12 protein-coding genes are annotated in these 13,739 nt (G+C 43.2%); 7 read left to right on the top strand and 5 right to left on the bottom strand.

What is annotated here, in order from left to right:
- Positions 1 to 92 precede the first annotated feature (92 nt).
- Positions 93 to 500, bottom strand: coding sequence for an OsmC family protein (locus tag AMBT_RS09010; RefSeq protein WP_013784307.1), 408 nt, complete (start codon positions 498 to 500; stop codon positions 93 to 95).
- 26 nt (positions 501 to 526) lie between these two features.
- Positions 527 to 1,399: a CvfB family protein gene (locus AMBT_RS09005; RefSeq protein WP_013784306.1), complete on the bottom strand. Its 873-nt coding sequence runs from the start codon at positions 1,397 to 1,399 to the stop codon at positions 527 to 529.
- A 65-nt stretch (positions 1,400 to 1,464) separates the two neighbouring features.
- Here AMBT_RS09005 and AMBT_RS09000 point away from each other — a divergent pair, with 65 nt between their 5' ends.
- From AMBT_RS09000 to AMBT_RS08985, 4 genes are all read left to right on the top strand, one after another.
- A complete protein-coding gene (locus AMBT_RS09000) occupies positions 1,465 to 2,193 on the top strand; it encodes a 5-oxoprolinase subunit PxpA (protein ID WP_013784305.1) in 729 nt (242 codons plus the stop codon).
- Positions 2,194 to 2,320: 127 nt separating this feature from the next.
- Positions 2,321 to 3,025: a 5-oxoprolinase subunit B family protein gene (locus AMBT_RS08995; RefSeq protein ID WP_013784304.1), complete on the top strand. Its 705-nt coding sequence runs from the start codon at positions 2,321 to 2,323 to the stop codon at positions 3,023 to 3,025.
- On the top strand, positions 3,015 to 3,947 hold the full coding sequence (locus AMBT_RS08990) for a 5-oxoprolinase subunit C family protein (protein WP_013784303.1): 933 nt from the start codon (positions 3,015 to 3,017) through the stop codon (positions 3,945 to 3,947). The genes AMBT_RS08995 and AMBT_RS08990 overlap by 11 nt, the downstream gene beginning before the upstream one ends.
- Positions 3,948 to 3,949: 2 nt before the next feature.
- Positions 3,950 to 4,816 carry a D-amino acid aminotransferase gene (locus tag AMBT_RS08985; RefSeq protein WP_013784302.1) on the top strand — a complete coding sequence of 289 codons (867 nt, stop codon included), beginning with the start codon at positions 3,950 to 3,952 and terminating at the stop codon, positions 4,814 to 4,816.
- Between the two features lie 115 nt (positions 4,817 to 4,931).
- Here AMBT_RS08985 and AMBT_RS08980 read toward each other — a convergent pair whose 3' ends face one another.
- Both AMBT_RS08980 and AMBT_RS08975 read right to left on the bottom strand, forming a co-directional pair.
- A complete protein-coding gene (locus AMBT_RS08980; protein WP_013784301.1) occupies positions 4,932 to 5,939 on the bottom strand; it encodes a LacI family DNA-binding transcriptional regulator in 1,008 nt (335 codons plus the stop codon).
- Between the two features lie 94 nt (positions 5,940 to 6,033).
- Complete coding sequence (locus AMBT_RS08975) at positions 6,034 to 6,627, bottom strand: gluconokinase (protein WP_013784300.1); 594 nt, start codon at positions 6,625 to 6,627, stop codon at positions 6,034 to 6,036.
- A gap of 270 nt (positions 6,628 to 6,897) precedes the next feature.
- On the opposite strand from AMBT_RS08975, the gene AMBT_RS08970 reads away from it, so the two are divergent.
- From AMBT_RS08970 to AMBT_RS08960, 3 genes are all read left to right on the top strand, one after another.
- Positions 6,898 to 8,238: a GntP family permease gene (locus AMBT_RS08970; RefSeq protein WP_013784299.1), complete on the top strand. Its 1,341-nt coding sequence runs from the start codon at positions 6,898 to 6,900 to the stop codon at positions 8,236 to 8,238.
- A gap of 256 nt (positions 8,239 to 8,494) precedes the next feature.
- The gene (locus AMBT_RS08965; RefSeq protein ID WP_013784298.1) at positions 8,495 to 10,069 is read left to right on the top strand and encodes a trehalase family glycosidase; all 1,575 of its coding nucleotides are present in this window, start codon (positions 8,495 to 8,497) and stop codon (positions 10,067 to 10,069) included.
- Between the two features lie 87 nt (positions 10,070 to 10,156).
- A complete protein-coding gene (locus AMBT_RS08960; RefSeq protein ID WP_013784297.1) occupies positions 10,157 to 13,060 on the top strand; it encodes a TonB-dependent receptor in 2,904 nt (967 codons plus the stop codon).
- Positions 13,061 to 13,122: 62 nt separating this feature from the next.
- Here the strand turns inward: AMBT_RS08960 and fur are convergent, their stop codons facing one another.
- A complete protein-coding gene (gene fur / locus AMBT_RS08955) occupies positions 13,123 to 13,548 on the bottom strand; it encodes a ferric iron uptake transcriptional regulator (RefSeq protein WP_013784296.1) in 426 nt (141 codons plus the stop codon).
- Positions 13,549 to 13,739: the final 191 nt, after the last annotated feature.

Genomic DNA, 13,739 nt, shown 5'->3' with positions numbered 1-13,739 from the left:
AATAATCAAAAGGTTAGCTTGATTTTCTGAGGGAAATAAAAAAGGGCTATCAATCACTGATAGCCCTTTACACTAATAGATGGTGTATTAGCCTAATTGTGTGTGGATTCAACTAAAGTATAGCTGGTGGTGATCTCCACGTTGCCCGTTAGCATCAACATAACCGAACAGTATTTTTCAGTAGAAAGTTGTACTGCACGTGCCAATGCCTTCTCGGTCACGCTGCTAGCTACCACTGTGTAGTGGGCATGAATTTTTGTAAATACACGAGGGGCGTCATCAGCACGATCAGCTTCTAGTTCACATTCACAGCTTTCAATTTCGTGGCGGCCTTTTTTAAGAATGTCTACCACATCAATACTGGAGCAAGCGCCAACGGCTAATAATACTGACTCCATTGGTGATACCGCATTTCCACTACCGTCCATGACGGTTTTATACCCACTGTCGGTAGTACCGGTGAAAGTGAGGTCTTTATCCCATGAAACTTGTGCTTTCATTATACTTCCTACCTATTACTTGCTGCTTACGATTGGGTGAGACGAACGGCGTCTGTGCCAATGGTAATTTTCTTTTGCTTATACAATGCGCCTAATGCTTTTTTATAAGCGGCTTTGCTCACATTAAAGTGTTGGTAAATGGCGTCGGGCGGACTTTTGTCGGTTAATGTTGAAATGCCACCATGGGCTTCCAAATCATCTAAGATGGCTTGCTGCAAGGCATCTCGGGTTTCCTTATCATGACGCTGCAACACCACATCAATTTTGCCATCTTCACGGATGGTTTTGACTACGCCATCGGTAGATTGCCCTACTTTAAGTGGTTTAAATGCATCGCTATGGAATATTAAGCCCAGGGCTCTTTCGTTCAATACCACTTTAAAGCCTAAGTCTGACTTGGCATAAACCAAACAACTTACATTTTCACCTTCGCTAAGATAGGCGCTTCCTTCTTTAAGGAAATAGTGCAAACGGGTTGCACCTAAAATTCTATTTGTTTTTTCATCAAAGAAAGCGTGAACAACGTAATACATGCCGGGATCTATAGGCGATTCTTGATAATCGGCAGGAATGAGTAAGTCGTTCTCTAGGCCCCAGTCGAAGAATGCACCGAAGTGTGTAGCCGAGACCGCTTTAAGTACCTTGGTTTCACCCACTTGTATGCGCGGTGGCTTCAAGGTAGCAAACAAATCGCCTCGCTGATCGGTAGCCACAAACACATCTAGGGTTTGCTCCACTTCCAGCGACGTGGTTACTTCGTCGTGAGGTAAGGTTACAGTAGGCATATCTTCACTACTGTAGTCGGTTTCATCTACATTATCGGTAAGTGGTGCTAACGCATAGCCAAACGGATATTCGGCGACCACTTTTAATGTATTAATTTTTCCAATATTTATCATTAACACTGACTTTTAAAAAAGAACAGGTAACATGATATCGGATTGAGGTTAAGAGCTAAACACTTATGAAGTTAAATTGCGATTTAGGTGAAAGTTTCGGTGCATGGCAAATGCCTGTAGACGCCGACATTATGAAATTTATTGACCAAGCTAACATTGCGTGCGGCTTTCATGCCGGTGATCCCGTGGTGATGAAACAAGCATTGTATCTGGCTAAGAACAGTAATGTTGAAATAGGCGCGCATCCCTCTTATCCCGATTTACAAGGGTTTGGGCGTCGAAGTCTCGCTATGCCAATAAAAGAACTGATAGCCTGTGTTCAATATCAAGTTAGTGCATTGATGGGGATGGCCAGTATCGTTGGCGTGCCGGTAAGTTATGTGAAACCCCATGGAGCGTTATACAACGATATGATGCTTGACCCTCAAGTGCGTACCGCGGTCATGCAAGCTGTGGGGAGTATTAACAAAGGCCGGTTGGGGTTGATGGTGCAATCTCACGCACACAATGAAGCCTTGGAGCTTGAAGCACAAGAATATGGATTGACGTTAATATTCGAAGCGTTTTCAGATCGTCGCTATACCGATGAAGGTTTTTTGCAGCCCCGCTCACAAGAAGGCGCGGTGTTAACCGCCGCAGAAGCGCTAACCCAAGCGAAGCTTTTGATTGAAGATGGGGAAGTCGTCACCGTTAGCGGGCAAAGACTGCCATTGCAGGCTGACACACTGTGCGTACATGGCGATACCGCGGGTGCTGTCGAGATTGCACAACAAATTCGTGAATGCATGAAATAGATGGCTTGCAGATATAAGGAATTTACAAAGTAGAAGAAAACACCAAGTGATTTCATTTTTTACTTAATAAATCACCTAAATGCCTTAACGTCGCCATAATTTCACCCTTTTTATTAAGGATATTACTATGCATCCCTTTGGGGATATTAAGCAGATAGTACCTGCCGGTTTAGATGCCATACTTTTGTACTTTGCGGGCGACACGGTAGATGTTGCCAATGCGCGATGTCAGCATTGGTTGCATTCCATTACGAGCCTGACGTTTCCATGGCTAAAAGAATGTGTTCCAGCCTACGATTCATTGCTGCTGGTTTTTGATGCTCATAAAGTGGATAGCCACTTTGTTTATCAGATGCTTCGCTCGCTAGCGGCCCAAGATGCGAATATGAGTATCAATGGCACTGGCGGCATTAGTGCAAAAACTCATGAAATACCTGTGTGGTATGGCGCAGAACCGGCTAACGACTTAGCGTTGGTAAGCCAAAAAACGGGGTTAAGTGAGCAGGATATTATTGATGCTCACATTAGTATGACTTACAAAGTTTACGCCGTGGGCTTCGCCCCTGGCTTTGCTTATATGGGGAATGTGCCCGAAACCTTACAGTGCGCTAGATTAGAAACGCCACGAAATAAGGTACCTAAAGGGGCAGTGGCGATTGCCGATGCGCAAACTGCTATTTACCCATCGTCATCGCCTGGTGGCTGGCACTTGTTAGGTTTATGCCCACTGAATTTAGTGGACACTAGCCATAACGCGCTTTTAAAAGTAGGTGACAATGTTAAGTTCGCGCCCATTTCAGAACAGGAATTCAGAGACTTGCATGAAGGTTAGTGTTGAACAAAATGGTTTGCTGAGCCTAATTATCGACAACGGTCGACAAGGTAAACAGCATCAAGGCTTTTGTCAGTCAGGCCCTATGGATGAAGAAGCATATTGGTGGGCGAATTATTTGGCTGGTAACCAAGAAGGAACGCCCTGTATTGAAATTATAGGATGCGCAAAATTTGTGTGTGATACCGATGCGCAAGTTGCTGCCACGGGTCGCAATGTGGTTTGCCTAGTAAATGATCAGTCAGTTTCTCCATTTGAAACTATCTTTGTTAAAGCGGGTGATCGGGTATCTATTGACAGTGAACACATGGGCAGCAAGGCCTATCTTGCAATACACGGTCGGTGGCAAGTACCTTCACCCCTAGGCAGTGCGAGCACGGTCTTGCGCGAAGGTATAGGCGGCCTAGAAAATAAAGGCGCGCCGTTAGGGGTTGGAGATACCATCAATATTGAAACCCCAACAATTCAAAATGCTCATAGGGCTTTGGCAACGAAGTACTGGCCGCAATACGACTTAAGTCAGCCCTTAGCGCTTATCTTAGGCTACCAAGAAGACAAGTTTAGCGCTTCTGAAAAAGGGCGTTTGTTTTTAAACGAGTATACGGTAACAACAAATATTAACCGTATGGGCTATCGATTGTCTGGTTCACCCATACATAGCAATATGACTAAAATGCGTTCTGAAGCGATACATATCGGTGCGATGCAAATTCCGCCCGACGGACAACCTATTGTGATGATGCGAGACAGACAAACCTTAGGCGGTTATCCAAAGCTTGGCAGTGTAAGTTTGCTTGATGTTAATCGTTTAGCGCAAGCCGTGCCGGGGGAAACTGTTACCTTCATGAGTCAGCATTACGACGATGCTCGCGCCGCATTTTTATTAAATTGGCAAAAACGACTTCGCCTTACAGGAGAATAAGAGTGACCATTGCATTTTTAAACGGCGAATTCATGCCGTTATCAGAAGCTAAAATTTCCCCCATGGACCGAGGCTTTTTATTCGGTGATGGTATTTACGAAGTTATTCCCACTTACCATGGTAAAGCGGTAGGGATGACCGGCCACTTAAGCAGAATGCGCGATGGATTAGCGGCTATTTCTATTACTAACCCATACAATGCACAGCAGTGGCAACAAAATCTAAACGGGCTTATCGACGCCAATGCCAGCCATTTTCCAAACGGAAACATTGGCGTGTATTTTCATATTAGTCGTGGAACGGACACCAAGCGTTATCATGCCTACCCGCAAAATATTACGCCTACCGTATTTGGTTTTGCCTTTGAAATTGCGCCATCTCAACCGTTAGAAGCAGCCAATGTTAAGCCTTTTAAGGTGGCGCTTGAAGAAGACAAGCGCTGGCAGCGTTGCCATATCAAATCAACGTCATTGTTAGGTAATGTGATGCACTTTCAGGCGGGGGTAGATAGTGGCGTGCAAGAAACTATCTTGCACAACAGTGACGGCATTATCACTGAGGCGAGTTCTTGCAACGTGTTCATGGTAAAAGATAATGCCATTTTTACCCCACCATTAGATAACCAGCTGTTACCGGGAATTACCCGTCAAATAGCGTTAGAAGCATTCAAACGAGCGGGTTTGGCAGTAGAAGAAAAGTGGTTTACTAAGGAAGATTTATTCAATGCAGATGAAGTGTGGTTAACCTCTTCAAGCAAAGAAATTGCCCCTGTCATTGAAGTTGATGGTAAAACCATTGGTAGCGGTGAAGTAGGGCCGATGTGGGAGAAAGCCATAAAGGCTTATCACAATTATAAGTTTGAGGCTTAGGGCATAGAGTTAAAACTAAAGGCTTAAAAGAAACGCTTGATGTTTTAAGCCTGAACATAAGTCATTTAACACTGCTGTAAAATGAAGGATAGGGAAGCGCAAGCAGGCAAAATGCCTAGGCGGTTTCCCTTAACTTAATGTGATAGGGGAACACTTTGCTTGTTTCGCTTACACTTTTACCTTCAATAATTGATATCAATGATCGGGTGGCTAATTCAGCCATCTCCCTTCTTGGTGTAGATACCGTGGTAAGGGAAGGGTAAATAGCTTTCGCAAAGCTCAAATCGTTGAAACCACATATATCAATGTCTTTTCCCGGTTTTATTCCCCTGCGATTACATTCCATTACAGCTCCGGCTGCAAGTTCATCACTAACAAAAAATAGGGCATCTAAGTCTGGCCATTTGTGAAGCGATTCCACTAGCAATTCAGCGCCCGCTTGAAATGAGGCATCAGCACGTGACTGAAGGCACATATCATCTTGCAACTGTGCATTATGAAGGGCTTGCTCCCAGCCTCGTTTTCTAAGTACAGCACGCCAATCAAGCAGCAATGAACAAAAAGCAATTTTCTTTCTGCCCTTCACGTTTACTAAATAGTCCGTCATTTCTTTTGCCGCATTGAAATGATTTACACCATAGTTAATATCAAAAGTAGACTCCGACATATCCATAATTTCCGCCACCGGTGCATCGCTGGTTTTTAACATTCTTATGGTTTCGTCGGTATGACGACTAGAAGTGAGAATAAAACCTGAAACTGCTTGCTGAATATAAGATTCAACAATACGTTCCTCTCCCAATTCTGAATAGGTAGAGTCACCAATCATTAATGCATAGCCAAGTTCATCAGCAACCGCTTTTACGCCTGAAACTACATCATTAAAAACATTGTTTCCAAATGAAGGGAGTAGCAACGCAATCGTTTTATTGTTTTGAATAGATAAACTTTGTGCTGCACGGTTGGGGATGTAATTTAATTCCTTAGCCGCTTTCTTTATTTTCAGCGATAACGCTTTAGAAATACTACTTGAATCTTTAAGTGCGCGAGAAACTGTAGTTTTGTGAATACCTAAATGTGCTGCGATATCTGAAATGGTTGTACGTTTTTTTAAATTTTTCATAGGGTATATTCAATTTTTATTATTAGTGCGCAGTTTACATTTTAAGCCGTGATGAGGGCTATAGGCTATATTAAAAGGGGCCTTAATCCAGGGGTTATGTCGCGTCTGTCACTGAGCTGATAAACGTCTTGCATTTGGCCACCACCTCATCGATGCTTTGTGAAACATCCACAAAGAAAGCCTCATCTTTATTTGGTATTTCAAGGGTAGCAAACTGACTTTTGAGCATATCATCGCCCACAAAAAAATGCTGTCTTTGTATAAGCCTTTGGCCAATGGTATCGGTAGAGGCATGTAAGTAGATGAACCTTACATTCGATTGAACGCTTTTAGCTAATGGATTTTTTTTCTCTTCAGCTTGCCTTCCTGTTAGCTCTTCACTTAGCCCTTTACCCAGCCCTTCACATAATATTGCTCGGTAGGATGCTTTAAGCGCTGAACAAGAAATAATAGCGCTTCGATCATTTGCCAAATGATCTTTGGCTATTTTATTCAAATGCGTTAACCAGTCCCATCTGTCGGCATCTTCTAACGGAATACCAGCAGACATTTTTTCTACGCTAGCCGCAGGGTGATAACTATCACCTTCCTCAAAAACAAGTCCCAGTTCAGAAGCCACACGCTCGCCGATAGTAGATTTCCCTGTGCCTGAAACGCCAGTAATAAAGAAAACGGTATTTGCAGTCATTCAACTACCTCTTTGATTCAATGCTAAGCAATGAGCCCGACACTACGTTAATTAATTTAAAATAAGCATAATTCGGAAACCGGTTGCGTTCAAGGTTTCTTTATAATATTGTTACGGCGAATACACAATTTGTTAACGTAGTGTTGCATAGAATAACAACGGGTTGCCTGGGTATTCTCTGTTTACTAAATAATTAAAATTATTATCGTGTACCTCAGATTTTTACGTGCCGCTAATTACAGGTTTAAGTACGGTTTATAGGGAAGAAACATGTCAGATACTTTTTCACTTCTTTTTTTCGCCATCATCAGCATTGTGCTGCTGGCTTATTTGGTTATTGCTAAAAAAGTACATGCATTTATTGCCATTATTATTGCAGCAGCTTTTGTAGGATTAGGCACGGGAATGGACGCCACAGAAGTGCTCAATTCAATGCAAAGTGGAATGGGAAATACTCTTGGATTTGTTGCCACCATAGTGGGGCTAGGCGCAATGTTCGGGCAATTCCTAGAAGAGTCAGGTGGTGTGGATAGACTGGCACTAACCATCAAGCAGAAGTTCGGTGAAAAAAATAGCCAATGGGCACTGGTAATAACCGGTTTCCTTGTGGCGATACCTGTGTTTTTTGAGGTAGGACTTATTATATTAATGCCATTGATATATTCAATGGCGCAAAAAACCGGTAAGTCATTAATTTATTATGGCATTCCTTTAGCAGCAGGGCTTGCGGTTACCCATGCCTTTATTCCCCCCACGCCAGGACCTGTAGCCGTAGCATCTATATTAAATGCCGACATTGGACTAGTGATTTTATTTGGTTTTATCGTTGGTGTGCCATGTGCTTGTATTGCAGGCCCAATTTACGCTTCCTATATCGCCAAAAAAATCCATGTGCCAGTGCCGGAACATATTAGAAATATCGAGGCTAGGCCAGTAGAAGCATTGCCCTCGTTTTCATTAGTGGCCGCTTTGTTATTCTTTCCTCTTGTTGTGATCCTCGTCGGGTCAATTGCGAAATTTGTGCTAGCCGACGGCATAGCAAAACAGGTATTTATTTTTGTTGGGCATCCTTTCATCGCACTCACCATCGCGACCTTGGCATGTTTTAAGTGGCTTGGAAAAAACCAAGGCTTAAGCGCAGATCAAGTGAGAAATGTGGCATCGAAAGGGTTAGAGCCGGTTGCACTCGTGATATTAGTGACAGGTGCGGGTGGTATGTTCAAACAAGTATTAATCGATTCGGGGGCAGGACAAGCCTTTGCTGATGTGGTGGCACTTTCACCCTTACCACCGCTTATGGCTGGGTTTCTTATTGCCATTTCCGTAAGAATTATTCAAGGCTCGGCAACTGTTGCAATGTTAACGGCTGCAGGTCTGATGGCACCTGTGGTAAATGCTTTGTCGTTATCACCCTCTTTATTAGCGCTAATGACTATCTCTATTGCTGCCGGAGCTACAGCAATGTCACATGTAAACGATACGGGGTTTTGGATCATTAACCGCTATTTCGATATTTCAGTAAAAACCACCTTAATATCCTGGACGTGCATGGCCACTATTATTGGCTTTGTCGGGTTAATATTAACCCTTCTCTTAGCCATGATCGTCTAATACTTACTCATCTATAGGTACACATACCCAAACGGCGTTTAAGCGCGTTAGAACATATAGCCTATTTTTGTACCTATTAAGGAAACCGGTTTCCAATATGGTTGAGTTTTAAAAAATTACATTTGTACAAACTATCAGGGCGTTAAAACCTAAGTAAACGGCTGACGATAAAATTTTGAATAGAGGTAGAGTCATACGAAAAAGCAACAGAGCAATTAAATTTAATAAGCAACTTAGCAAGATTGCATTAGTAGTCATGTTGTCTAGTCCATTGGTTTCTGTGCACTCGGCACAACCAGCAAATACAAAGGGCTATTCAGCAATAGTCTATCAAGCGGAAGACGCGTTCCCTGAGCTTTTTGAAGCAGTACAAACCGCAAAAGTTCTTGGTGATTATAAAACCTTCGTCGATGCCATTCCTAATCAAGATCCAAATGTTATTTTACAGAAATATGAATCGTTGAAAGACACAAGTGATTTTGATCTCAAGGCATTCGTATTAGACAACTTCTCCTTGCCTCAAGCGACTAAAGAGACCAAAGTCACTCACGAAGCGTCATTGCAGGTTCACCTTAAAAACCACTGGAAGAACTTAGTTAGGCAACCGGTTAAAACGTCTGAATTCTCTAGCTTGATAGAATTGCCTAACCCTTATGTTGTGCCAGGGGGGCGCTTTAGGGAAATGTTCTACTGGGACAGTTACTTTACCATTGTGGGCTTATTGGCATCAGATCACACCACACTGGCTAAAGGGATGATTGATAACTTTGCCTACCAGATTGACCAATTTGGTTTTGTTCCAAATGGCAATCGAAGCTATTTCTTAAGCCGTTCACAACCACCCTTATTCGCAGCCACTTTACTGGCGTACGCCGATAAAAAAGGGCTTGAAAGTATTGTTCAGTACTTACCTCAGCTTGAAAAAGAATATCTGTTTTGGATGGACGGAAATACTGATATCCCCGCAAGTGAAAAAGAAGGAAAGCACTTAATTACGCTTGAAAACGGTGACTTTTTAAATCGATATTATGGTGCGATAGCCAAGCCCCGAGCTGAAGCTTACGGTAAAGAAAGTCGCTGGTCCCAACATAAATCCCCCTCTGAAAAAGACAATTTTTTTAGAAACCTAAGGGCGGTATGCGAGTCGGGTTGGGACTTTAGTAGTCGCTGGTTCAGCGATGGTAAGAATAAAACCACTACCCATGCGATGGACATTATTCCAGTAGACTTAACCAGCTTACTGTACCAGTTGGAATCCACCATCGCCTTACTGCACAAGCAGGTAAACAACGACAGCAAAGCCAAGTACTTTGAAGCACGTGCAGAACAACGAAAAGCGCTAATCCACAAGTACCATTTCGATGAAGAAACTGGCACTTATCAAGACTATGATTTCAAGCGTAAAGCCCATACTCAACGCCCTTCTATGGCAATGGCTTACCCGTTATACGTGGGCGCAGCCAAACCGCTAGCAGCAGAGCACGTTGTTAAGTACCTCCATAAACACTTCCTCAAGCCAGGTGGTTTTGTCACTACATTAACCAATACGGGCGAGCAATGGGATTATCCGAATGGGTGGGCACCACTTCAATATATTGGTGTAAAAGGCCTTTTGAATTACGACGAAGGCACTTTCGCTAACGACGTTATGAAGCGCTGGTTGGCACTCAATGAAAAGGTGTATGCGCAAGAAGGCAAAATGATGGAAAAGTACAACGTTGTTGATACGTCAATGAAAGCCGGAGGAGGGGAATATCCAACGCAAGATGGCTTTGGTTGGACGAATGGCGTCGACTTAGCTTTTTATGAAATTTTAAACACTGATCAGTAGTAAGCACACGGTTTTAACAGGCGGTACGGAACGGGAGTTAGCAAACGTACCGGCCGCCAAGCACACAACTAAAACTTGGAGAAACACATGAAGAATGGAATATTCAAACTGGGGTTAATTGCATCATCTATTTCCGCCATACTTTCGCCCTCAGTTGCGTTAGCACAAGACGCAGAAAGTACCGTAAATAGTGATATTGAGGTCATTTCAGTTTCAGGCATTCGTGGTGCATTAGCCCGCTCTCAAGCCGAAAAAATGAATGCATCTTCTATTGTTGAATCAATATCAGCAGAAGATATAGGCAAGCTACCAGACTCATCAATTGCAGAATCACTGGCTAGACTCCCAGGCCTAGCAGGGGAGCGAAGTGGTGGCCGTACTTCGGGTATTTCTATCCGAGGTTTTAAAGAAGACTTTACTGGCACGTCACTGAACGGCAGAGAACTTATTGGAATTGGTGATAACCGAGGGGTTGAATACGATTTATACCCTTCTGAAATTATGACAGGCGCCACCATTTATAAAACCACCGAAGCCGACTTAATGGTACAAGGTATTGGTGGCACGGTTGATTTGCAAACCGTTCATCCCTTGCAAGCAAGCGACACTATCACAATTAACACAAGTTACGAACTGGGGGAGCGCGATTCCGATAACCCAGAGTACAGTAATAAAGGCCACCGTGCGGCGCTCAGTTTTAACAAAAAATTTGCCGATGATACTTTTGGTGTTGCAGTAGCACTGGCAACCACGGAATCGCCTAACAATCACCGTAACTATGGTGTTTGGGGTTATGCGACTAATGACGATGGACAAATATTACCAACGGGTATCAGTAGCCATGTTATTAGCACTGAGCTAAAGCGAGATACCATCTCAGCCGTGTTTCAATACCGTCCTACCGATAAACTGGATATTGTGCTTGATGTATTGAATATAGATTATTCAGACTCGGGCATAAGACGGGGCATCATCGACCCGTTCTCGGCTGTTAACGTGGTAGGCACGGGAGCAAATAGTACCGGCACGCAAATTAACGCTAACCCCGTCCTTAGAACTGATCCTAGGCAGAAAACCGGTGAACTGAATACGCTGGGGCTTAATTTAGAATACTTTGTTACCGACAACTGGTCGGTAGAATTGGATGCGGCCACCAGTAAATCGGATAAGCGGGACTTACGCGGCGAATCGTACGCCGGGTTAGGGCGGTCAGGCACCGTTGACCCTTCTCAATATGGTACTCGACAATTTCAAATGTCGCCTGACGGCATTGTATTCACTGACTCATCCGGTTTAGACGCATTTTCCGATCCTAACTTATTGCAACTTGCAGGCCCACAAGCGTGGGGAGGCGGAATGGCGAGTTTATCAGATCAGTTTGAAACCGACGCGTTACAAGTGAATGGAAACCCGCTTTCTTACTTAGACGCACAAGACGGTTTCCTTAATTATGCTGATTTTACTGAAGAACTCACCACTGTAAAATTTGAAGTGGTTGGCAACCTTTCAGGTGATATTTTCACGAAAGTCACTGCAGGGGTTAATTATTCAGATCGCTTTAAAGACAAGGTAAATAAAGGCTTTTTCGCTACTACAGATACCTACCCATCCAGCGAATCGATTCCATCTGACTACGTTTATGGCTTGGCAGACTTAACATGGATGGGGCTAGGAGAGGTGGTAGCTTATGACGGTTTTGCCCCGTATGAGGACGGTACATATACCCAAAACGATGCTGGTTTCTTAGAGCCCGATCGTTTAGGTGATACTTATGAAGTGAACGAAGAAGTGGTTACCTTGTATGTGAAAACCAACTTTGAATACGCGTTTAACGACATGTTTTTGGTAGGTAACGTAGGTGTGCAGTATGTAGATACGCAACAATCGTCTACGGGCACCATAGGCGTAGTAGGAAGCAACTTTAAAGTTTGTGATGATAACGATGATGGTCTGGTCGATGAGAGCTGTAAAGTTGATTTAGGCGCTGATTATAGTCATGTGTTACCCAGCTTAAACCTAAGCCTTGAATTTGCTGACAGCCAGTTTCTTAAGTTTGCGGCGAACAAAACAATTAGCCGCGCACGAATCGATCAAATGAAAGCGTCGGGTTTTGTGAAGTTCACACAAAATATTGACCAAATTTCCATTCCTAACTCCGCAGAAGCCATAGAAAATTATGGCTCGCCTTGGTCTAAATTTACTGGGAACCCACAATTACGGCCGCTGGAAGCAAACAACTTTGATTTGTCGTATGAGAACTATTTTAGTGACGAAGGCTACTTTGCCGTTGCCTATTTTTATAAAGATTTAGTTAACTGGACCAGAGACGGCGATCAAACTATTGATTTCACGAACGATGAAACCAATAACGGCGCTAACTACTTCGTACCAGGTTATCACGACCGTGTTATCGAAAATGATGGTACCTATGGCCCAGCGGGAGTGTTTTATTCACAAGGTGATGTAGTGACACCGCCAGACTTGGGGACATATTCGTTCTTTGAAGATGGACTTGAAGGCACAGTAAAAGGTATTGAGCTTACCGCTAACGTACCATTGAATGTGATAGCTGATGTGCTCGACGGCTTTGGTGTGGCGGCGTCATACACTTACGTTGATGCTGAGTTAGAAGATGGATCACGCGTACCAGGGCAATCAGACAAATCATACTCTATTACTATGTACTATCAGTATGAAGGCTTTGAATTTAGAGTGGCCACAACCGATAGAACAGGCTTCTTAACATACGAGCGGGGAGGGTCGAATAAAATATCAGAAGCAACGCGTAGTGCAGTAACTCTGGTTGATGCGCAGGTCAGTTATGACTTTGCAGATGCTGGAATTGACTCACTTGAAGGGTTGCGCGTATCAATATCAGGCACAAACTTAACAGATGAAGATGAAGAAACCGTTGATGATGCAACGGGTGTCGTGTCATCACGTCGTCAATTTGGACCTTCTTATTTATTCAACGTTAATTACTCCTTTTAAACTAAAAAAGCCCTTCAATTCACATTGAGGGGCTTTTGCTAAACAGAAGTGCTTTGCGGTATCTAATCGTTACCTTCGCAATTTCCATCTGTACATTCACCATAAAGATACAAACTATGATGTGTAAGCTTAATATTATGCTTCTTCGCAATCATATCTTGGCGCTGCTCGATAATATCGTCTTCAAACTCAATTACCTTGCCACATTTTAGGCATACCAAGTGATCGTGATGTTCTTTGTGGCTTATTTCAAAAACTGATTTGCCACCTTCAAAATGATGGCGATTCAAGATACCCGCATCATCGAATTGGTTTAGCACGCGATAAACTGTCGCAAGGCCAATCTCTTCCTCTTGCTCGATCAGAATCTTATACACGTCCTCTGCACTGATGTGTTGATTTTCAGGTTCTTGCAAAATTTGCAAAATCTTGAGGCGTGGCAGGGTTACTTTTAAACCTGCTTTTTTAAGTTCTTTATTCTGATCCATTACAACCTACTGAGAACGAGATGTTTATCAATGTGGCTATTATAGGTAACTCGTCAGGATTTAAAAGTAAAACTACTGATTCTTGTTCGGTACGATGGAAATTCGAACGAATTAGCATTTTTTACTGAAGTGGCATCTCGTTGGCTATTTTGTTTTTTGAGGACAGACCAGTTTGTAAGTGTCAGTTATTG

It is taken from the genome of Alteromonas naphthalenivorans (assembly GCF_000213655.1).
GTDB classification, from domain to species: domain Bacteria; phylum Pseudomonadota; class Gammaproteobacteria; order Enterobacterales; family Alteromonadaceae; genus Alteromonas; species Alteromonas naphthalenivorans.
This window is presented reverse-complemented; position numbering and strand designations above follow the sequence as displayed.

What these genes read in the sequence shown, in the direction of transcription:
- AMBT_RS08960 (WP_013784297.1), top strand. Translation starts at nt 10,157, where the DNA reads ATGAAGAATGGAATATTCAAACTGGGGTTAATTGCATCATCTATTTCC.
- AMBT_RS08970 (WP_013784299.1), top strand. Translation starts at nt 6,898, where the DNA reads ATGTCAGATACTTTTTCACTTCTTTTTTTCGCCATCATCAGCATTGTG.
- AMBT_RS08980 (WP_013784301.1), bottom strand. Translation starts at nt 5,939, where the DNA reads ATGAAAAATTTAAAAAAACGTACAACCATTTCAGATATCGCAGCACAT.
- fur (WP_013784296.1), bottom strand. Translation starts at nt 13,548, where the DNA reads ATGGATCAGAATAAAGAACTTAAAAAAGCAGGTTTAAAAGTAACCCTG.
- AMBT_RS09005 (WP_013784306.1), bottom strand. Translation starts at nt 1,399, where the DNA reads ATGATAAATATTGGAAAAATTAATACATTAAAAGTGGTCGCCGAATAT.
- AMBT_RS08965 (WP_013784298.1), top strand. Translation starts at nt 8,495, where the DNA reads ATGTTGTCTAGTCCATTGGTTTCTGTGCACTCGGCACAACCAGCAAAT.
- AMBT_RS08990 (WP_013784303.1), top strand. Translation starts at nt 3,015, where the DNA reads ATGAAGGTTAGTGTTGAACAAAATGGTTTGCTGAGCCTAATTATCGAC.
- AMBT_RS08995 (WP_013784304.1), top strand. Translation starts at nt 2,321, where the DNA reads ATGCATCCCTTTGGGGATATTAAGCAGATAGTACCTGCCGGTTTAGAT.
- AMBT_RS09000 (WP_013784305.1), top strand. Translation starts at nt 1,465, where the DNA reads ATGAAGTTAAATTGCGATTTAGGTGAAAGTTTCGGTGCATGGCAAATG.
- AMBT_RS08975 (WP_013784300.1), bottom strand. Translation starts at nt 6,627, where the DNA reads ATGACTGCAAATACCGTTTTCTTTATTACTGGCGTTTCAGGCACAGGG.
- AMBT_RS09010 (WP_013784307.1), bottom strand. Translation starts at nt 500, where the DNA reads ATGAAAGCACAAGTTTCATGGGATAAAGACCTCACTTTCACCGGTACT.